General features: G+C 45.4%; 21 protein-coding genes. 5 read left to right on the top strand and 16 right to left on the bottom strand.

Annotation, left to right across the window (positions count from 1 at the left end):
- The first annotated feature begins 39 nt into the window (after positions 1–39).
- The 3 genes from rplU to cgtA all read left to right on the top strand — a co-directional run bounded on the left by rplU (position 40) and on the right by cgtA (position 1,993).
- Positions 40–351, top strand: a complete 312-nt coding sequence (gene rplU / locus FLAVO9R_RS02625) for a 50S ribosomal protein L21 (protein ID WP_013785542.1) — start codon at positions 40–42, stop codon at positions 349–351.
- A gap of 15 nt (positions 352–366) precedes the next feature.
- On the top strand, positions 367–624 hold the full coding sequence (gene rpmA / locus FLAVO9R_RS02630; RefSeq protein ID WP_013785541.1) for a 50S ribosomal protein L27: 258 nt from the start codon (positions 367–369) through the stop codon (positions 622–624).
- Between the two features lie 172 nt (positions 625–796).
- Positions 797–1,993 carry an Obg family GTPase CgtA gene (gene cgtA / locus FLAVO9R_RS02635; RefSeq protein ID WP_159528522.1) on the top strand — a complete coding sequence of 399 codons (1,197 nt, stop codon included), beginning with the start codon at positions 797–799 and terminating at the stop codon, positions 1,991–1,993.
- 56 nt (positions 1,994–2,049) lie between these two features.
- Here the strand turns inward: cgtA and FLAVO9R_RS02640 are convergent, their stop codons facing one another.
- Genes FLAVO9R_RS02640 through FLAVO9R_RS02660 form a run of 5 tightly spaced genes read right to left on the bottom strand, consistent with a single transcriptional unit; the run spans position 2,050 to position 4,033 of the window.
- On the bottom strand, positions 2,050–2,364 hold the full coding sequence (locus FLAVO9R_RS02640) for a S24/S26 family peptidase (protein ID WP_159528524.1): 315 nt from the start codon (positions 2,362–2,364) through the stop codon (positions 2,050–2,052).
- A 2-nt stretch (positions 2,365–2,366) separates the two neighbouring features.
- Positions 2,367–2,864 carry a superoxide dismutase, Ni gene (gene sodN / locus FLAVO9R_RS02645; protein ID WP_159528526.1) on the bottom strand — a complete coding sequence of 166 codons (498 nt, stop codon included), beginning with the start codon at positions 2,862–2,864 and terminating at the stop codon, positions 2,367–2,369.
- 4 nt (positions 2,865–2,868) lie between these two features.
- Complete coding sequence (locus FLAVO9R_RS02650) at positions 2,869–3,075, bottom strand: hypothetical protein (protein ID WP_159528528.1); 207 nt, start codon at positions 3,073–3,075, stop codon at positions 2,869–2,871.
- Positions 3,076–3,106: 31 nt separating this feature from the next.
- Complete coding sequence (locus FLAVO9R_RS02655; protein WP_159528530.1) at positions 3,107–3,652, bottom strand: hypothetical protein; 546 nt, start codon at positions 3,650–3,652, stop codon at positions 3,107–3,109.
- 12 nt (positions 3,653–3,664) lie between these two features.
- The gene (locus FLAVO9R_RS02660; protein ID WP_159528532.1) at positions 3,665–4,033 is read right to left on the bottom strand and encodes a hypothetical protein; all 369 of its coding nucleotides are present in this window, start codon (positions 4,031–4,033) and stop codon (positions 3,665–3,667) included.
- Positions 4,034–4,380: 347 nt separating this feature from the next.
- Here FLAVO9R_RS02660 and folA point away from each other — a divergent pair, with 347 nt between their 5' ends.
- Positions 4,381–4,869 carry a type 3 dihydrofolate reductase gene (gene folA / locus FLAVO9R_RS02665; RefSeq protein ID WP_159534347.1) on the top strand — a complete coding sequence of 163 codons (489 nt, stop codon included), beginning with the start codon at positions 4,381–4,383 and terminating at the stop codon, positions 4,867–4,869.
- Positions 4,870–4,931: 62 nt separating this feature from the next.
- On the opposite strand, the gene rpoS is transcribed toward folA, so the two are convergent.
- From rpoS to FLAVO9R_RS02720, 11 genes are all read right to left on the bottom strand, one after another.
- Positions 4,932–5,924: an RNA polymerase sigma factor RpoS gene (gene rpoS / locus FLAVO9R_RS02670; RefSeq protein WP_129736278.1), complete on the bottom strand. Its 993-nt coding sequence runs from the start codon at positions 5,922–5,924 to the stop codon at positions 4,932–4,934.
- A gap of 72 nt (positions 5,925–5,996) precedes the next feature.
- The gene (locus tag FLAVO9R_RS02675) at positions 5,997–6,860 is read right to left on the bottom strand and encodes a peptidoglycan DD-metalloendopeptidase family protein (protein WP_159528533.1); all 864 of its coding nucleotides are present in this window, start codon (positions 6,858–6,860) and stop codon (positions 5,997–5,999) included.
- A 10-nt stretch (positions 6,861–6,870) separates the two neighbouring features.
- Positions 6,871–7,449: a YqaA family protein gene (locus tag FLAVO9R_RS02680; RefSeq protein ID WP_159528535.1), complete on the bottom strand. Its 579-nt coding sequence runs from the start codon at positions 7,447–7,449 to the stop codon at positions 6,871–6,873.
- Positions 7,446–8,081, bottom strand: a complete 636-nt coding sequence (locus FLAVO9R_RS02685) for a protein-L-isoaspartate(D-aspartate) O-methyltransferase (RefSeq protein ID WP_159528537.1) — start codon at positions 8,079–8,081, stop codon at positions 7,446–7,448. Before FLAVO9R_RS02685 ends, FLAVO9R_RS02680 begins: the two co-directional genes overlap by 4 nt.
- A 42-nt stretch (positions 8,082–8,123) precedes the next feature.
- The gene (gene surE / locus FLAVO9R_RS02690) at positions 8,124–8,867 is read right to left on the bottom strand and encodes a 5'/3'-nucleotidase SurE (RefSeq protein WP_159528539.1); all 744 of its coding nucleotides are present in this window, start codon (positions 8,865–8,867) and stop codon (positions 8,124–8,126) included.
- 10 nt (positions 8,868–8,877) lie between these two features.
- Positions 8,878–9,948 (bottom strand): tRNA pseudouridine(13) synthase TruD, encoded by a 1,071-nt coding sequence (truD, locus tag FLAVO9R_RS02695; RefSeq protein WP_159528541.1) that lies wholly within the window; start codon positions 9,946–9,948, stop codon positions 8,878–8,880.
- On the bottom strand, positions 9,945–10,418 hold the full coding sequence (gene ispF / locus FLAVO9R_RS02700) for a 2-C-methyl-D-erythritol 2,4-cyclodiphosphate synthase (RefSeq protein WP_159528543.1): 474 nt from the start codon (positions 10,416–10,418) through the stop codon (positions 9,945–9,947). Before ispF ends, truD begins: the two co-directional genes overlap by 4 nt.
- Positions 10,409–11,140: a 2-C-methyl-D-erythritol 4-phosphate cytidylyltransferase gene (ispD, locus tag FLAVO9R_RS02705; protein WP_159528545.1), complete on the bottom strand. Its 732-nt coding sequence runs from the start codon at positions 11,138–11,140 to the stop codon at positions 10,409–10,411. The genes ispF and ispD overlap by 10 nt, the downstream gene beginning before the upstream one ends.
- A 5-nt stretch (positions 11,141–11,145) precedes the next feature.
- On the bottom strand, positions 11,146–11,436 hold the full coding sequence (gene ftsB / locus FLAVO9R_RS02710) for a cell division protein FtsB (RefSeq protein WP_159528547.1): 291 nt from the start codon (positions 11,434–11,436) through the stop codon (positions 11,146–11,148).
- 107 nt (positions 11,437–11,543) lie between these two features.
- Positions 11,544–13,262 carry a TIGR03545 family protein gene (locus tag FLAVO9R_RS02715; RefSeq protein ID WP_159528549.1) on the bottom strand — a complete coding sequence of 573 codons (1,719 nt, stop codon included), beginning with the start codon at positions 13,260–13,262 and terminating at the stop codon, positions 11,544–11,546.
- Between the two features lie 141 nt (positions 13,263–13,403).
- Complete coding sequence (locus FLAVO9R_RS02720) at positions 13,404–15,026, bottom strand: methyl-accepting chemotaxis protein (protein WP_159528551.1); 1,623 nt, start codon at positions 15,024–15,026, stop codon at positions 13,404–13,406.
- A 423-nt stretch (positions 15,027–15,449) separates the two neighbouring features.
- Between FLAVO9R_RS02720 and putA the strand changes: the two genes are divergently transcribed.
- A complete protein-coding gene (putA, locus tag FLAVO9R_RS02725) occupies positions 15,450–19,247 on the top strand; it encodes a bifunctional proline dehydrogenase/L-glutamate gamma-semialdehyde dehydrogenase PutA (protein WP_159528553.1) in 3,798 nt (1,265 codons plus the stop codon).
- Positions 19,248–19,302 lie beyond the last annotated feature (55 nt).

Consider the following 19,302-nt stretch of genomic DNA (forward strand, 5'->3'; position numbering starts at 1 on the left):
TTGAATTGATTGCGTCAGTGACGCAGAGCGGAGTTAACTATGTACGCGGTTTTCCAAAGTGGCGGTAAACAACACCGTGTGGCCGAAGGCCAAACCGTTCGTCTAGAAAAAATCGAAGTTGCCCCAGGTGACACGATTGAATTCGACAAAGTTTTAATGGTAAGCAACGGTGACGACGTAAAAATCGGCACACCAAACGTTGCTGGTGGTAAGGTGACTGCTGAGGTGGTTACACACGGTCGTGGCGATAAAATTAAAATCGTTAAGTTCCGTCGTCGTAAGCATTCACGCAAGCAGATGGGTCACCGTCAGTGGTTCACGGAAGTGAAAATTACTGGCATTAACGCTTAATAGGAGCACGAACACATGGCACATAAAAAAGCTGGTGGTAGTACCAAAAACGGTCGTGATTCAGAGAGTAAACGCCTAGGTGTTAAACGCTTTGGTGGAGAATCTGTTCTTGCTGGTAACATCATTGTTCGTCAACGTGGTACTCGTTTCCACGCTGGTGACAACATGGGTATCGGTAAAGACCACACGTTGTTTGCATTAAAAAGCGGTAAAGTTCAGTTTGATGTTAAAGGACCGAACAACCGTAAATTTGTAAGCATCGTAGCAGAGTAAGCGCCTTAGCTACTCGCCGAACAGGCTTAGAAAAACCCCGCGCTTGCGGGGTTTTTTGTTTTATGGAAACCCGAGCTTTAGTATTTGGGCAGTACATAATAATTTGGTGTAAACTTAGTAGTTGAATACTGAGTATAAATAACCCCTACGGCAACAATGCCCGGAGTGATAAATGAAATTTGTAGATGAAGCTGAAATTCGTGTTGAAGCCGGCGACGGTGGCAACGGCGTAATTGGCTTTAGACGGGAAAAATATGTTCCCAAAGGTGGCCCTGATGGTGGCGATGGGGGCGACGGCGGTAGTGTTTTTCTTCTTGCCGATGAAAACCTGAATACATTGATCGACTATCGTTTCGAGCGTTTTCACCGTGCAGAGCGCGGCCAAAATGGTCAAGGTGCTAACTGTATAGGCCGTGGCGGTAAAGATTTAACGGTAAGTGTTCCTGTGGGAACCCGCGCTACCGATAGCGATACTGGAGAAGTACTTGGCGACCTTACTCGTCATGGGCAACAGCTTAAAGTGGCACAAGGTGGATTTCACGGTTTAGGTAATGCGCGTTTCAAAAGCAGTACTAACCGTGCACCACGTCATAAAACCAATGGTACGCCAGGCGAAATTCGTAACTTAAAACTCGAATTAATGCTTCTGGCCGATGTTGGTCTTCTAGGTATGCCGAATGCAGGTAAATCTACCTTTATTCGCTCTGTATCTGCAGCAAAACCTAAAGTGGCTGATTACCCGTTTACTACGCTTGTGCCAAACCTAGGTGTAGTTCGTCAAGACGCACAACGCAGCTTCGTCGTCGCCGACATTCCTGGGCTTATTGAAGGTGCAGCTGACGGCGCGGGCTTAGGTATTCGTTTCCTTAAGCATTTAGAGCGCTGTCGTATACTGCTACATGTTGTAGACATTATGCCAGTGGATGAAAGCGATCCAGCTGAAAACGCCAAGGCTATTGTTGAAGAGCTCGAAAAGTACAACCCTAAACTAGCCAGTAAGCCTCGCTGGTTAGTGTTTAACAAAGTTGATTTGATGCTTGAAGAAGAAGCCAACGAGCGCTGCAAAGAAATTGCCGCACAACTTGGTTGGGAAGGCCCAATTTATCAAATATCTGCTTTCCAGAAGATTGGCTTAGAGCCGCTTTGCCGAGAAATCATGAACTTCATCGATACGCTTCCAACCGAAGTTATCGCAGAAGAAGAAACGAAAGATGTTGAGTTCAAATGGGATACTTACCATCGTAATACGTTAGAAGCACAAGAGGCCGACTTGGGCGACGACTTCGAAGACGATTTAAGTGATGACTTAGATGATGATGAAGATTGGGACGAAGATGACTACGACGTTGAAGTAGAGTACCGTCGTTAATTAACCCACATCGCTGACAGCAACAATCCAAATATTACGCCGCGAGTTAACATTAACTAGCGGCGTTTATCGTTTAAAAGATGGTTAGCGGGCGATGAATAAATAACCTTGCCTACAATGGCGTTGGGGCTAATCCAACCCATCGCCTTAGTACTCACACTCTCATAAGCATTATCACCGCGCAGTAGTACGCCTCTTTGGCGGCAAACTTCAATGACGCGTTTAACGATAACACCATATTTTTCACTGTGAACAACGACAAGATGGCCGCTTTTTAGCCAAGCCATTGGCCATTTGCAGGTTAAGATAAAATCCCCTGCAAATAGCACAGGCTGCATGCTGTTGCCCTCAATCGCTAATAGTCTAAACACGATTAAAGCTTAGGGTAAACAACGTTCTCTGCTGGTGGGTAGGGGCAGGTAGCTGTATAGGTTTCAACGCCTTTAGTTGCCCAGAAACTCGCGGCAAACTCATTCACTAAACGAAGCAATGCCTCTGCTTTTTCTCGTGAAACATGCTGTTTACATGCCGAGCCGGTTAGCATAATGTTATGCACCAGTTTGTGAGTATCGGGGTATTGTTCAAACTGAGGTGCCTTAAAGTAGTCGCCCCAAATTACCCTAGTCTCGTGTTTGACTTTTTCAGCGTGGATCTCTTTTTCGCTGATCAAGCGGCTAAATTGAGCATGGTCGCTAAAGGATAGATTTTCTTTTTCGCTCAATTCGTTCAGCAAATCAACAAAACGAATAACGCTAAGTGCAGCTAATTGCGCTGAAATAGGGTCGTATATTTTACAAGGAATATCGCAATGCGCGCTGGCTTTGGCAAAGGGGGCACGGCGATGAAGAGAAGAGAGTAAAGTATTTAACATAGTTTCAGGCTCTATTTAGTTGTCTTTTTTTACGAGAAAAGGCCTTATAGCCAGCGAATACACATGCAGCACCTACCGCGGCAAGTGAAAGGAAAAAGAGTCCGTGTAAAATTTGGCTGCTCCAATGACCATGGTCATGACCTGCATGGGCGAAAGCCGGTGATGACGATAGCGCTGCTGCGTAGATAGCGTTATTAATCGCTGTTTTCATATAAACTCCTAATCAAGTGAAATAGCATCTGTTAATGGTTTGCCTGACTAGCAGCGACCTTACTCGTATAAGCCACTAGGGGGGTGGACGATGTGTCGAATGCTAGCGTGCTAGTTAAGTCTGTCGCCAATTGAGGATGTTGCTTTGATAACAACCATCGCTGTTGATGCGCTATGCATTTAGCACGGCGTACATCGGGATTATCTGGAAGCAATATGGCTACTGCATCTATCCGATTCTTCACTTCACATAAAGCCGTAAGCGCCATTTGGTATATACCCATTCTCTCATCGGGTTTAGTCTCGGTAGCGAACTGCAAGTAGGTATCGGAAAGGTTATGAAAACTCACGAGTAAGGAAACCGTAGCTTCCTTACGGTAAGGAGAAACTCTCATTAATTGGTTAGCTAGCGCAATAGCTTGGTAGTACAACGCGATACTTGATAACCAGTGCTTTTGAGAGAACGCATTGTTGCCTGCTACTATGCGCTTTTCCCAGTTACCTAATAAGGTTTTAAAGTCGGTAGTATCATACTTTTTAACGTTGCGATTAAGGGGTGCTGCAAGATAAGTATGCATAGTATTTTCAACTTATGGATGTACAGATTTGAGTAAAAATGCGGTCAGCAAAGCCGACTCTGTAGCTTGCAATACGGAATTCGCCCTGTCTAAAATGGCATTTCTGTAAACGGGAAGCTTAAGGTGGTAATAAGTTTCTTCGAGTAATCCTGCCAACCCCTTTACTTTGCTCTTCATGGCTTCATTTTCGCCGCCATCCACTTCTAAAAGAATGACTGCAATATCAAAAGCACAACCTAAGTAAGGTATGGCATCGGTGTATTGGCCGCAATGCAGTAAAAGCGTGCCCTGCATTTCATCTCTGGCCATAAAGTGAAGCGCTTGCTCCGGGTTGCTATAAATCCAATCTTCGTGTTTTGCACACAAGTACGTTATTTGCATTTGCTTGCCCTCCTGATTACACCCTAGTCGATATAAATCACGATCGCAAATGATAATTGTTATTATTTACATTTGATTGGATTTTAATAAGAAGCAAATGAGTAATCACTATAGGGGAACAGAAGTTTTTACCACTACACCACAGCTCGTATAATATCGGTTGATATTCGGTTAATTGAAACAAGATAGGTAAATAAAATGGACAAGGTGTAATAGAGGGGCCAATTTACACAATGAGGCGGGGGAATAACGGATTGTTATTAACGCAAGAGTTATCGCGATGGTGGTAATCAGTTATCATAGTCGTTATTGAAACACTTTTGGTCAGTATCACTATGAAAATTGCCATGATTGCCGCAATGGCAAGCAAACGCGTTATCGGCGCAGATAACGACATGCCCTGGCATTTGCCAGCAGATTTGAAACATTTCAAGCAAATCACCATGGGTAAGCCTGTCATTATGGGCCGTAAAACTTATGAGTCTATCGGCCGTGCTTTGCCGGGAAGGCCGAATATCGTTATCACTACTAACAGTGCTTACAGTTTGCCAGACGCAACGGTGGTATCGTCACCTGAAGCGGCCATTGAGCATGCTTTAGCTTTAGAGAGTCAGCCAGATGAGGTGATGATTATCGGTGGTGGGACCATTTATCAGGCCTTTTTGGATAAGGCTGATACCTTGCACCTGACATTTATCAAATTAGCGGTAGAAGGCGATACGCAATTTCCCGATTATGAAGCCCAGGGATCGTGGAAGGAGATTAGCCGCGAAGCACACTCTGCGGATGAGAAAAACCCACATGACTATGTTTTCGTGAGCTTAACTAGAGCTTAGTACTACAAACAAAAATGCCGAGGACAGAGTGCGCCTCGGCATGGTGTTGGTGCAATGTGCTATTAATTCATTTGGTTAAATAAATTTTCTAGCGATAGGCCTTGATGGCCTAGAATATCTCGCAACCGACGTAACGCTTCTACTTGAATTTGGCGAACTCGTTCCCGAGTCAGACCAATTTCAGCACCAACATCTTCAAGCGTTGAAGGCTCATAACCCATTAATCCAAAGCGTCTTGCCAACACTTCACGTTGTTTAGGATTGAGCTCTTCAAGCCAGCCAACAATATTTGATTTGATGTCTGAATCTTGTAAGTTCTCTTCTGGACCGAATTCTTTTTCATCGGCCAGAATATCTAGCAACGCTTTATCGTTTTCGCCACCAATTGGGGTATCTACTGACGTAATACGTTCATTAAGTCGCAGCATTTTGGTAACGTCTTCGACAGGTTTGTCTAAGGCAAGTGCAATTTCTTCGGCAGTAGGTTCGTGATCAAGTTTTTGAGATAACTCACGAGCTGCACGTAAATATACATTAAGTTCTTTAACGACGTGAATAGGCAAACGAATAGTGCGCGTTTGGTTCATAATTGCGCGTTCAATGGTTTGTCTAATCCACCACGTTGCGTACGTTGAAAAACGAAAACCACGTTCGGGATCGAACTTTTCAACAGCACGTATAAGTCCTAGATTCCCTTCTTCGATTAGATCTAACAGAGCAAGGCCGCGGTTGTTGTATCGACGCGCTATTTTTACAACTAGGCGTAAATTACTTACAATCATGCGCTTGCGTGAGGCTTCACATCCACGTAGAGCCTTTCTGGCGAAAAACACTTCTTCTTCTGCACTAAGCAGAGGCGAGAAACCGATTTCACCTAGATATAACTGAGTGGCGTCTAGATTTTTTGGTTGGTCGTCTTGGCTTAACACTAATTCTTCTGAATTGGTGTCAGTGTCATCAGATATTATTTTATCCGTTTTCAGATCGGCTGGCATATCAATGACGTTTAAGTCATCTTTCGTATTTGATTCTAGGCTTTGATTTATATGACCCACAATGAATCTCCTGCTTCAAGGTTACCTTACGACGTTTCTCCTTAATTCGTTTCTTATTATTATTTGTTATTATTATGGTCGTGTAGCTGGCAGATAACGCAGTGGGTCTAAAGACTTACCACGATATCTAACTTCAAAATGAAGTTTTACCGAATTTGTTCCGCTGTCTCCCATGGTGGCGATTTTTTGCCCCGCTGACACCCAATCTCGTTCTTTTACGATTATTGTGTCGTTGTATGCGTAGGCACTTAAAAAGGTGTCGGTATGTTTGATAATAACCAATTTACCATAGCCTCTTAAGGCGCTTCCTGAGTAAACAACTTTGCCATCTGCTGCCGCGTGTATCGATGTACCTTTAGCCGCAGCGATATCAATTCCTTTGTTGCCCGACTCTGACTTACTAAACGTTTCAACAATCTTGCCCTTGCTAGGCCAAACCCACTTTTTTATCTTGTTAGGAAAACTGTTGGGTGCCGTTATTTTGACGCTTTCTGGCGGCCTGTTGACGCTCGTAACGTTTTGTCGCTTAACAACTTTTTCACCTTCACCATACGCCCGTGGTTTAGGGGGGTCAATCAAACTTTTGTCTACTGTTGTTGTGGTCGGATCTGCTGACTGAGTGGTCTGTGGCTTGGGTCTTGACAAAATCTTTACAATTTTGGGTGGGGGAGAAATGCGTAATTCTTGACCAGGGAAAATGCGATAAGGTTCTGATAAGCTGTTAAATTTAGCAATATCTCGATAGTCATTTCCTGTGTACCAAGCGATACCAAAAAGGGTGTCCCCTGGCTGTACTTTATAGGTATCTGATGTGAATCCACCAGACTCTTGATCTGCTTGACTATTTAATAAAACAACAGGGGCAGGATCGGTACGGCTACTGCAACTTTGTAGTAGCAGTAGCACAACACTGATCAGAAAGAAGCGGTATGACATCGCTTTGCCATTATCGCAAGATGAGGTAAGCGGCAACAGCCAATAGCACCACTGCCCAGCCTAATACTTCCACATATTGGCGCAGTTTGGCTTCCATAGGGGCACCGCCCCAGCGCATAAGTCCTGCGACCAAGAAGAATCTTGCGCCACGGCCTACCGCAGACGCAATAAGAAAAGGAAAAAAGGCCATCTGTAGAAAGCCAGCACTTGTGGTGAAGACCTTATAGGGAATAGGCGAGAACCCAGCAACAAACACCACCCAAACGCCATAATCGGCAAACCACTGCGTGGCAGTTTCTATTTTGTGGGTATAGCCCCAACTATCAATGATAGGCGCTAACCATGCATCAAAGGCAAAATAACCCAGCCAATAACCTGCAATCCCCCCCAAAATAGACGCAAGCGTAGTAATAAGGGCGAAGCGCCACGCTTTGTCGGGTTGAGACAACGACATGGGCGCGAGCATGACATCAGGCGGAATAGGGAAAAATACTGACTCAGCAAAACTAAGCCCCCCTAAATATTTAACCGCATGGCGGTGTCTAGCCCATCGAAGTGCCATGTCGTACATTGGCTCGAACAATTTCACAATAGCTCTCCTGCTACTAAGGGAACAAAACGTACCGCCTCTATGGTGGTGGTTTTTAGTTCGCCTTCTATCCTGTCGATACATAATAGAGACTGCTGTTCATTTCCTACAGGAATGATCAGACGGCCTCCTTCTTTTAATTGATCGCATAAATCTTGCGGCAAACTACTGGCCGCAGCCGTCACAATAATGGCATCGTAAGGACCTTTAGATGTCCACCCCTTCCACCCATCGCCGTGTTTCATGGCAATATTGTGTAAATCGAGTTGGTTCATCCGTCTTTTTGCATGAAATTGTAGCGATTTGATTCGTTCTACGCTAAATACACTCGAAAAAAGTTGCGCAAGAATAGCGGTCTGATAACCAGAGCCTGTACCAATCTCTAACACTTTTTCGGGTTTATTCGGACTATCTAGCAGCAGTTCAGTCATTTTCGCAACAATATAGGGTTGCGAAATAGTTTGCCCCTGCCCGATAGGCAGCGCAGTATTCTGATAGGCTTTATGCTTAAGCGCATCAGGTAAGAATGTTTCCCGGGGTGTACCGGCAATGGCGTTGAGCACAGGCTGCGAACGGATCCCTTCGTCATAAAGCAGTTGTGCTAGCGCATCCCCTTTTCTGGAGGCTCTCATGGTGGTGCTTATTATCCTTGTTATCTGCTGCGCGCAATTAGGTTATTTTGCTAACCATTCTTTCATATTGTCTAAGCTTTGGTAGGCAGTCATATCAACACTGAGTGGGGTAACGGAGCAATACCCGTTTGCCACTGCATGAAAGTCTGTACCTGGGCCGGCATCTTGTTCTGAACCTGCTGGGCCATACCAATAGATGGTTTGGCCAAACGGGTCTTTATCTTCAAACATAGGTTCAGCGCGATGTCGGCGACCCTGTCTGGTTACTTCTATACCTTTAAGCTCATCATAAGGTATATCCGGAACATTTACGTTCAAAATTTGATTTGCAGGTAAAGGATGAGATTGAAGTTTACGAATAATATCTAGCACTACCCGTGCCGCCGTTTCAAAGTTTTCACCTTTCTTGCTGGCAAGCGACACTGCAATGGCGGGTAAGCCCATATATCTGCCTTCCGTCGCCGCCGCTACCGTACCCGAATAAACTACATCATCGCCTAAGTTAGCACCATGATTAATACCAGATACTACCAATTCTGGGTCATCTTTTAGAATTCGGCTGATACCTAAATGAACACAGTCTGATGGCGTGCCGTTGACAGAATAAAACCCACTATCCATACGTTGAATACGAAGGGGTTGATGTAACGAAAGGGCGTTACTTGCGCCACTACAGTTACGATCGGGGGCGATAACAGTAATATCGTGCTCGCTGGAGATGGTTTCGTGCAAAATAGCTAAGCCTTTTGCAAACACGCCATCGTCGTTACTCATTAGGATTTTCATGCAATCTCAACTAAATACTATGAATGGGAGAAACGGTTTCAACACATTCCCTAAGTACGGATGTGGCAAAACAGCCGCTAGGTAATGAAAACGATAGGGTTAATGTATCACCCTTACTTTGCCATTCAAGTTGCGATGGCCATATTTTTATAGCACGGCGTTCTTGCTCGAACCCACATTGCCCTAAGAAGTCGATAACTTCTGGGTGAGTAGATGCAACCTGCTCTTCGGTGGCGTTTGCCTCTGACGTGGTGATCAAGTCACCCTTACCCCACAGCGGTGCCGAAGGACATACATCTTTGTCTTCATAACGTTGCTGACTGTCTTGCTGCTTGTCATCGTCAATGAAGAAGCTGTTTGAGCCGGTTAATACCAATGCGTCACCGGTAAGTACTTTATCGAAGGTCTCCTTTTCTAAACGAATAGATATGACCTCATTGAATAGCCAGCTACGCAAGGCCGACAGTGCCATAGAGCGCTTATTTCTGTGGCGAATGGTTTCGCCATTTATCATACGCTCGGCCATGGCCAGGTTGCCACCGCGCTGTACTTCTCCTTGCTCGTTCACCCGCATGACGCCAAATCGCTGTTCGCCATAGTAATTTGGCACACCATGTTTAGCGATTTCCTGAAGACGCGCTTCAATGGCTTCTGGATGCACAACTTGGCGTAGAGTAATGGTAAAAGCATTGCCTTTTAATTGGCCGGTGCGAAGTTTTCTATTGTGGCGAGTTTGTTTAATAACCCGTACACCTTCTAGCTCAAAATCACTAAAGTCGAAATCAGCTTGCCCTGGCGCATGTAAACCAAACCACTGACGGGTAAGAGCATATTTATCTTTCCTGCCTGCGTACGTCACTTGGCGAAGGGGTAATTTGGTGTAACGAGCAAGTTGCTCAGCAACAAAAGCAGTATTGGTATTCACTTTCTCGACAAAGACAAACTGATGCTCGCCTTCACCGCAGGGCTCGTAACCTAAATCTTCCACCACTTGAAAGTCGTCGGCTTGAAACTTAAATAAACCGGTAGATACGGGTTTACTATAATAGTAATTCCAGTGTTGTGTATGTAATGGTTTCATATCTTTTCCAGTAGCACTACCGCGTGAGCAGCTATGCCTTCTTTTCTGCCTGTATATCCTAACTTTTCTGTCGTGGTAGCTTTTACGTTGATCGCATCAAGCTCGCAATGACAGTCTTTGGCAATGATTTCTCGCATGGCCTGAATGTGGGGTGCCATTTTCGGGGCCTGCGCCACTATCGTCATATCTGCATTGCCTAAGGTATAGCCTTTTTCATTTATTACGTGAACAACATGCCTGAGTAATACACGGCTATCGGCGCCTGAATAGGCATCATCGGTATCGGGAAAATGCTTGCCAATATCCCCTAGGGCTGCAGCACCAAGTAATGCGTCACATAATGCATGTAGCAATACGTCGCCATCAGAATGGGCGACTAGGCCGTGTTCATAGTCAATGCTTACACCACCAATAACGATGGGGCCTTCGCCACCAAATTTATGAACGTCGAAACCGTGTCCTATTCGCATTCTGTTTGTGCCTTCTGTCGTTGATGTAAGTAAAAATCTGCCAAGGGTAAGTCCCCTGGGTGGGTTATTTTAATATTTGCAGGGTCGCTATCAATAAGTGCAACCGTGTGGCCAACGTACTCTATGGCTGATGCTTCGTCGGTAATAGTTGCGCCAGCAGCTAGGCCATCCCGCAAGGCGCTTTTAAGTAGCGTAGTGGGAAACAACTGCGGCGTAAGGGCATGCCATAAATTTTCTCTGCTTTCAGTATGAAGAACAGTGGGGAAGCCGGCATTAACCGCTTGCTTGGCAGAGCCTCGTTTCATGGTGTCTCGAACCCGAGAAGCTAAAATACCACCAGCTACCTGTCTATTATCCATCACCGCCAGCAAATTAGTAATGTCATGAGCGCTTACACAAGGGCGCGCGGCATCGTGCACTAATGCCCAGGTATTTTCTGGTAGGGTATTTATTGCATTTAGCACAGAGTCAGCCCGTTCATTGCCACCCTCTACAACTTTCACCTTGGGATTATTAGCAAGGGAAAGAGAGGGAAAGTAAGTATCGTGAGAGCTGATGGCTATAACAAGGTAATCGATGGCGTGATGATTTAGCAGTAATTCAGCGGTGTGTTCAAGAATCGTTTTCCCTTGAAGAGGTAAATACTGCTTGGGGCGATCAGCCTGCATTCGGCTGCCAATACCAGCTGCGGGAATAACCGCAACTACAGAGGAGGATGTCATGTTACTCACTTAGTTTCTGTCGGTAAAATCCGGTAAAAAGTTTCCCCTTGCTTAATCAGGCCTAGTTCGTTGCGAGCGCGCTCTTCAATAGCCTCTAAACCCACTTTAAGGTCGGTGATATCTGCGTTTAGCAGGGCATTTCGCTGTGCAAGGTTTGCGTTTTGCTGCGCTTGAGTTTTCACTTCCTGCTCTCGACTGAGGTAGTCAGGAATACTATTTTTCCCAAACCATAGCCGATACTGCAACAACCCTAATAGGGTGATGAGTACAATAGGAAGCCATTTATCTTGCCACACAAAGTCACCTGAAAACCGGTAAGCGGAGGAAAATTTAAAAAGGGCAGTAAACTGCCCTCTGCGTTATTACCTATTATGCCGCGAAGGGCAAAGGAATCAAAGGTGCTTTATTCACCTTGTCCTAATTTACCTTTGAGTTTGTCGAACAATTTATTCTTTTGTTCTTCAACCACACTGCTCAATTGGCTTTGAAGCAATTCTTGTAAGGCGCCGCTGTCGCCCTGTGCCGCACTTAGCATTGCATTAATATCAACCAATTCACCAGACAGGGCATCTTGCTCACTGGCAACCATCGTATTTAGCTTGGTATTAAGTTCATCAAGCTTATCTTGCTGAGACGCGGTGAGCTGAGAAATAGCGGCTTGCGCCAGTTTGTTATCTAAATCTGACTTAATATTAAATCCAGGGTTAGCTATGGTGCCATCAAGTAGCATGGTCATTGATAAACTACTTAACGATTGAAGTGCAGAGGCAATAGCGCTAGTTACATCGCTAGTACCTGTGGCTTCCATCACTAACTCTTGCAAGTTAACTTTACCGTTGCCGCTAAGCTGATTATCAACGACTTTCATTGAGCCGGTAGTCGCCATGAGGGCGGTTTTCATTACGGCATTAAGTGTTTCATTACCGCTTACTGGAATATTCGACATATTCACACCAGCTAGTTCCCACACTTGGCTTGCATCTACACCACTCTCATCAATCCAGAATTCACCACTTGAGGTAAATTGCTTAAGCATGTCGCCTGCCGCTTCAATGGTAAAGGTCGTTGGGTCACCAAACACACTGTGGGTGTTGGTGATGTTCTGCCATGAGCTGCTTATCGACTCGTTTTGCCAAAGCACAGACACGTTTGCTTGTTTCACCAAAATAGAAGGCATATCGGCTGCAGGTTCCTCGGGCGTATCACCGCCTTGAAGTAGTGGCATCACAATTTGCATGGCCGACATTAAATACTCTGTATATTCAGCGGCTTTGTCGCCAAATACAAAGTAAGTCACTTGAGATAGGGCTGCTTCATCGCCCGCAATTATGCCTTTAAGTAACGCATAATCTTCACCAGGCGCTTCTTTTAAGGCCTTTACCGAGTTGCTCAACGCACTCTTAGCATTCGACGCTTTATCGGTGAAGCTGCTAATAAGCGCACGATCTGCACTCATTTCTTCTTTTAATTTATCTAACGATGATTTGGCTTGAATGAGGGCTTGAGGATCTTTGTAATTCGTTTCTTTAAGCTCAGCAACCTGAGTTTTGTAATAGTCGATACGTGCTTTGTCAGGCAAGTTTTCATAATCTTGCTTTAAGCCTTCAGAGTAGGTGGCATAGGCTTCTTTTGCCTCGGCAACGGCGGCGGTAGTTTTTAGTGGATTACGGGCAAGCAATTCGTCTACAGAAGGCACCGCTTCTTTGGCTTTTGCTTTTATTTCATCGTAGGACAGTGAGCTTTCAGGCACCCGGTAAACTTCACCTTCGTGCTCGCGGGCCTGGTCAAATTGCACATCAAGTAAGTTAAGGTTGTTTACCACAACTTGATTGGAAAGCAGCGGCATGAGGGCAACGTCCGCATTTGCTTCGCCAACTAGCACTTGATTGTGAGAAGGCTTTGTTGCGTTGGTTAAGCCAATGCCTCTAAGAGTAACAGTGGTAGGGTATAAAGAGTGATCAAATTCGGCAATGTTGACTTCAGCACCATAAGATTCGCCTAATTTTGATTCTAGTACGGCTTTAATAATGGTATTAGCAAATAAAACATACACTAAGATAAGTAGAACAAAAAAGCCCAATACCCAAAATTTGATTGGGATCCCTTTACTATCACTGCTCATATATCACTCCTTGTAAACGACGTTTAGCGGGTTATCTACAGTATGTAGATAACCAGTCTAAAGCACCGCCTTAAATACTTCCATACGCAGGAAGTAGTATAAACCTGTGAATACCTTCCTTTTTACGACTAATTTGGTTCACTAAAGTTTAAATTTGCTGGCAATTTCTTTTATCGCCATACAGCTAGCTTTTAGTGCCTGACTGGCACTCGCTAATTTTTCCGCCGTTTTTAGACTGTTATCGGCAGCGCCAGACAGCGCATTGATGCGAATGTTGGCTTCATTGGCGGCCTCTGCCTGCTGTTCTGTCGCACGAGCTATTTGGCTACTCATACCTGAAATCTCATTCATAAGCCGGTCGGCTTCTTTTAAGCTATCGTTTGCTTTGTTGGCATTATCCACCGTACTTGCTGAAGCATTCTGACTGACTTGCACGGCGTCTACGGCGGCTTTTGCATTGCTTTGTAGCTTCTCAATCATCGCCTGAATTTCATCGGTACTTTGGCCTGTACGACTGGCTAGGGTACGCACTTCATCGGCCACCACGGCAAACCCTCTGCCTTGTTCCCCAGCGCGAGCGGCCTCAATAGCAGCATTCAATGCAAGTAAGTTAGTTTGATCGGCAATGCCGCGAATAACGTCTAGTACCGCGCCAATACTGTTAGTTTGTTCGGCAAGCTCGCTCACTACATGGCTCACGCTCTCAATGTTCGACGTCAAAGAACGAATATCACTCACGGTACTTTCTACTACGCTGGTGCCTTGTTCTACATTGGCTCGTGCGCCGCTAGTACTAGTTTCAGCAGTATCTGCATTTTGGCTCACTTGCTGAATTTGGGTGGTCATTTGTTCCATGGCCACGGCAACTTGCATCATGTTTTCATTTTGGCTTTGCGCTTGGCTGTTACTGTCTTGGCTAACGGTTTCAACCAGAACGGCTTGCTGCGTTAGGGCGGTGATATTTTCACGTATACCTAACAAGGATTGCCGCATTTTATTGGTGTATTCATTGAAGTAGCGAGCAAGGCGCGTTATTTCATCGTGGCCTGATTCTGGAAGTGACCGTGTTAAATCGCCCTCTCCCATGGCAATATCTTTCATTCTTTCAGTGACTTCATGGACAGGTTTAACAATACTGCCGCCAATATAGAAGATAAGCGCTACCACCAATAACACGCTAATAATACAAATAACGATAAGCAAATTGCGTAAGTTGGCGTACTCTGCTTCAAGAGTGGATAAGTAAATACCTGAACCTACAGTCCAACCCCATGGTTTGAACTCTTTAACATACGAAATTTTGTCTACCGGCGTTTCCTCACCTGGTAGTGGCCAAACATAATCAACAAAGCCACTGCCTGAAGATTTAACCAGTTGGGCCATTTCCACAAAAAACGCTTTACCGTTTCCATCTTTAAAGCTTCGTAAATCTTGCCCGTTCAGCGATGGTTTGATGGGGTGCATTACCATAGCGGGGGTGGCGTCTTGAATCCAAAAATAATTGGTTTCATCATACCGAAGACGGCTAACTGCGGTCAGCGCCTGCTGTTTAGCAGCTTCCTCATCAACCCCTTCCAGTGCTTCAAAATTAGCCAGCAAGGTATGAACAACTTCTACTAGATGTTGATTTTCTTTATACGACTTTTCTTTCAGAGCCTTATAGTGCTGGTTTAATACCACACCGGTTAGCACCAGAAATAACAGCGCTGTAAGCGCAACAATAATGCTGAGCCTTTGAATTAAACTAAAATTGCGTAACCACATTAGCGTTAACCTCCACTTTTTATATTATCTAGTGTAGACCTTATATTAGAGATATTGGCCTTAATTTTAGATTTTTTAAACATTTAATTAACATTCTTGGCGCGTCGCTTCTTATTTATAAATATCTGCGAAATGTTATTCATCTGCATTCTTAGGTGCCCTATCACAGTGGTGCAAAAAGTTGACAGCGAGGGCTTGGCGAAAGACGCATTTATGCTAGTATCCGCGCAATTTCGGCGATATCGTGATCTTCATTGAGAAGATCGAAGTTTAAATACCTATTGACGCAAGCGCGGCCCACTTTAGGTGGGGCGCTTCAAGCAAAGCTTAGCTTTACTTGTTAATTCATTTTTTCCATGTAACGTTATGCTAGTTTTACGTTACCGGAACCATTTTCTACAGCTATTCGAATAAAGGGTTGCAATGCTCATTAACGACACACTTCATACTACATCTCCCCTACGCCAGCGCATTCGAGACTACTATCGAATTAGTGAATCTGTGGCTGTAGATCAAATTTTACCCATTGCTGAGGTAAACCCTCGTGCGAGAAGTCGTGCGTGGGAACGCGCCCGTAAAATGGTACTGCAAATTCGTCGAGACCAAGAAGGCCATGGTGGCGTAGATGCGTTGTTAAATGAGTATTCACTATCCACCTCAGAAGGTGTGGTATTGATGTGTTTGGCTGAAGCCTTGTTGCGTGTGCCTGATGGCGATACGCAAGATGAACTCATCCGCGACAAATTATCTAAAGGGCAGTGGACACCACACCTTGGCAATTCAGATTCTTTGTTCGTGAACGCTTCAGCATGGGGCTTATTGTTTACTGGCAACATGGTCAATTATGCTGACAAGCGCAAGAAAGAACAGTTTGGACTGTTGAAGAAAACCTTGGGTCGCTTAGGTGAGCCGGTTATCCGCCGCGCAATGAATATTGCCATGCGGGTAATGGGTCGTCAGTTTGTGATGGGCGAAACCATTAAAGACGCAGTAGAACGAGCGAAGGAAAAAGAAACCAAAGGCTATGTGTATTCTTACGACATGTTGGGTGAAGGCGCCCGCACGATGGAAGATGCAGACCGCTATTACGATTCTTACGTTAAAGCCATTGAAGTGATTGGTAAAGCCGCTAACGGCCGCGGACCTAAGCGTTCGCCGGGCATTTCAGTTAAGTTGTCGGCAATACATCCGCGCTTTGAATTCTTGCACAGAGAGCGCGCAATGCGTGATATTCCGCCGCGCTTAAAAGCGCTATGCATGCTGGCTAAAGAGTACGATATAGGCTTAACGGTAGATGCAGAAGAAGCCGACCGTTTAGAGCTATCGTTAGATATTATTGAAGCGGTTTTCCGTGATGAAGATTTAAACGGATGGACGGGTTTTGGTCTCGCAGTTCAGGCCTACCAAAAACGTGCTATCCATGTGATTGAACATTTGCGCGTGCTTTCACTCGAAGTCGGCCGTTCGTTAATGGTTCGACTGGTAAAAGGTGCCTACTGGGATACGGAAATTAAGCTTACCCAACAAGCGGGCTTAGAAGAGTTTCCTGTATTTACCCGTAAGTCATCTACCGATGTGTCTTACCATGCCTGTGCAAATCGCCTATTAGAATACCGCGATACCTTGTACCCGCAGTTTGCTACTCACAACGCCTACTCAGCGTCAGTAATTATTGAACTGGCTGGCGACGATAAAGAAGGATTTGAGTTCCAGTGCTTACACGGCATGGGCGATACCCTTTACGATACGGTAGTAACCGAAGAAAAAATTCAGTGCCGTGTTTATGCGCCTGTGGGTGAACATGAAGACTTATTAGCTTACCTAGTTCGTCGCTTATTAGAAAATGGCGCAAACTCGTCGTTCGTTAACGCTATTGTAGACGATGAAAAGCCGGTAGAGTCATTGCTTGAAGATCCGGTTGAAAAAACCCAGCGCCTTAAAGTGCGTTTCAACAAACTAATTAAAACACCACGTGGTTTATACGCACCTGAACGTGATAACTCTCGCGGACTAGATTTAACCGACGTGAACGCGGTTACCGCGCTACAACACGAACTAGAGCGTTGGCAAGAGTTTTACAGTGTAACCGATGGTGTTCCAGAGGGCGCAACAGCGGTAAGAAACCCAATGAACCACGACGATGTGGTGGGTTACCATTATTACGCACAACCTGATGATATGCGCAAAGCGTTGGACGACGCAGATGCAGGCTTTGACGCCTGGTCTAAGCGCGACACTTCAGAACGTGCTGAAATTCTTAATCGCTCCGCTGATGCCCTAGAGCGCCACATGGCAGAACTTATTGCTATTTGCATGCGTGAAGCAGGTAAAGTCGCGCAAGACAGCATTGATGAAGTACGTGAAGCGGTGGATTTTTGTCGTTACTACGCGGCCCGTGCCCAAGAACTTGCAGAAGACAAGCGCTTGCTTCCTCGTGGTGTGGTGCTGTGTATTAGCCCGTGGAACTTCCCTCTGGCAATATTTTTAGGTCAGGTATCCGCAGCATTGGTTACCGGTAATACGGTTATTGCCAAACCAGCTGAACAAACCAGCATGGTGGCGAAACGCGCTGTGGACATTATGCAGTCGGTAGGCCTACCTGAAGACGCGTTAAAACTCATTATTGCCCCAGGTAAAGAAGTAGGTGAAACCCTGCTTTCTGATGAACGCATTAAAGCGGTGATGTTTACCGGTTCTACCCAAACGGGCACGCTAATTTCGCAAGAGCTTGCCAACCGTGGTGGCGAGCAAGTACCGTTAATTGCTGAAACTGGCGGGCAAAACTGCATGATTGTGGATTCAACCGCGCTACCAGAGCAGGTAGTTGATGATGTTATTCATTCTGGTTTCCAAAGTGCGGGGCAACGCTGTTCAGCCCTTCGCGTATTATTCGTGCAAGAAGAAATTGCTGATGATCTTATCAGGATGTTAACCGGTGCCATGAAAGAGTTAACCATTGGCGATCCGACCATGCTGGCCACTGATGTTGGCCCAGTTATTGACGAAAAAGCACTGAAGAGCCTAACCGACCATGTAGACTTTATGGAAGGAAAAGGAAAACTGCTTTATCGAAACGAGCTGCCTGAAGGCACTGAAAACGGCACTTTCTTCCCACCTACGCTTTATCAGATTGATAACTTGGATGTGTTGGAAAAAGAAGTCTTTGGCCCAGTGGTGCACCTAGTGCGCTTTAAATCTAAAGAGCTAGACAATGTTTTAGAGCAAATTAATGGTACGGGTTACGGCCTAACCATGGGTATTCACTCGCGCATTGAAGAGCGTGCATACGAGCTTGCTGCGAAGAGCCGTGCAGGTAATGTCTATATTAACCGCAACATGATTGGCGCTATTGTTGGCGTACAACCCTTCGGTGGACGTGGGTTATCAGGTACGGGTCCAAAAGCGGGTGGGCCTAACTACTTGCCACGTTTAATGATGGAACGTGCTACACCGAAACCAACATTGATTGATGATGTTGATGGTACTGATAACGCGCTAGTCGGTGACGATAAAATTGCCGAACGTGCCCATGTAGTGATGGATCAAGCTAAGGAAGTTGAAGCCCAGTGGCGTCATATGGCGTTAAACGACCGTATATCTATGGTGCGTCAGCTATTAGCCAAAATTGCGAAGGTCGACATTGTTGACGACCTAGCTGATGATTTAAACCGCACGTTGGCCACTGCCCGCCAGCAGTTAACCAGTGTTGAGCGTAAGTTAGCGAAACCTACCGAGCTTCCTGGTCCTACAGGTGAATCTAACAAACTTTACCTTGAACCCAGAGGCACCCTGGTATGTTTCGCCGATAAAGACGTATCGTTTGAGTACTGGATGCTGTCTATTGTTACTGCACTTGCCACAGGCAACACGGTGGTGTCGGTGGTATCTGAAATCTTCTACGAAGAAGCTATTGAGATTCAAAACAAGTTTGAATCTACTGGTGCGCCGAAAGGGGTATTCCAAGTAGCGCGTTTAGGTCACTTCGATGCCTTATTGATGGATGAAGACTTAGCGGGCGTGGTTGTGGATTCAAGCACTGAACGTACGGCGCGAATTACCGCAATGCTGTCATCGCGTGAAGGGGCTATCTTGCCAGTGATCACCGCTGAATATAACGACAAGTTGATTCAGCGTTTAATGACTGAAAAAACCATTAGTATCGATACTACAGCATCCGGTGGTAATACATCACTAATGACCTTAGTTGAAGATGACGAGTAATTATTATTGCGCAAATGTCGCTAACTAAACCTTAGAGACAAAGCGAGTAGCGCTT

Source organism: Alteromonas sp. 38, assembly GCF_902506055.1.
Classification (GTDB): domain Bacteria; phylum Pseudomonadota; class Gammaproteobacteria; order Enterobacterales; family Alteromonadaceae; genus Alteromonas; species Alteromonas lipotrueae.

Bases quoted from the DNA above. Each gene is read 5' to 3' on its own strand.
- rplU (WP_013785542.1), top strand. From the start codon at position 40: ATGTACGCGGTTTTCCAAAGTGGCGGTAAACAACACCGTGTGGCCGAA.
- rpmA (WP_013785541.1), top strand. From the start codon at position 367: ATGGCACATAAAAAAGCTGGTGGTAGTACCAAAAACGGTCGTGATTCA.
- cgtA (WP_159528522.1), top strand. From the start codon at position 797: ATGAAATTTGTAGATGAAGCTGAAATTCGTGTTGAAGCCGGCGACGGT.
- sodN (WP_159528526.1), bottom strand. From the start codon at position 2,864: ATGTTAAATACTTTACTCTCTTCTCTTCATCGCCGTGCCCCCTTTGCC.
- FLAVO9R_RS02650 (WP_159528528.1), bottom strand. From the start codon at position 3,075: ATGAAAACAGCGATTAATAACGCTATCTACGCAGCAGCGCTATCGTCA.
- FLAVO9R_RS02655 (WP_159528530.1), bottom strand. From the start codon at position 3,652: ATGCATACTTATCTTGCAGCACCCCTTAATCGCAACGTTAAAAAGTAT.
- FLAVO9R_RS02660 (WP_159528532.1), bottom strand. From the start codon at position 4,033: ATGCAAATAACGTACTTGTGTGCAAAACACGAAGATTGGATTTATAGC.
- folA (WP_159534347.1), top strand. From the start codon at position 4,381: ATGATTGCCGCAATGGCAAGCAAACGCGTTATCGGCGCAGATAACGAC.
- FLAVO9R_RS02675 (WP_159528533.1), bottom strand. From the start codon at position 6,860: ATGTCATACCGCTTCTTTCTGATCAGTGTTGTGCTACTGCTACTACAA.
- FLAVO9R_RS02685 (WP_159528537.1), bottom strand. From the start codon at position 8,081: ATGAGAGCCTCCAGAAAAGGGGATGCGCTAGCACAACTGCTTTATGAC.
- surE (WP_159528539.1), bottom strand. From the start codon at position 8,867: ATGAAAATCCTAATGAGTAACGACGATGGCGTGTTTGCAAAAGGCTTA.
- truD (WP_159528541.1), bottom strand. From the start codon at position 9,948: ATGAAACCATTACATACACAACACTGGAATTACTATTATAGTAAACCC.
- ispF (WP_159528543.1), bottom strand. From the start codon at position 10,418: ATGCGAATAGGACACGGTTTCGACGTTCATAAATTTGGTGGCGAAGGC.
- ispD (WP_159528545.1), bottom strand. From the start codon at position 11,140: ATGACATCCTCCTCTGTAGTTGCGGTTATTCCCGCAGCTGGTATTGGC.
- FLAVO9R_RS02715 (WP_159528549.1), bottom strand. From the start codon at position 13,262: ATGAGCAGTGATAGTAAAGGGATCCCAATCAAATTTTGGGTATTGGGC.
- FLAVO9R_RS02720 (WP_159528551.1), bottom strand. From the start codon at position 15,026: ATGTGGTTACGCAATTTTAGTTTAATTCAAAGGCTCAGCATTATTGTT.
- putA (WP_159528553.1), top strand. From the start codon at position 15,450: ATGCTCATTAACGACACACTTCATACTACATCTCCCCTACGCCAGCGC.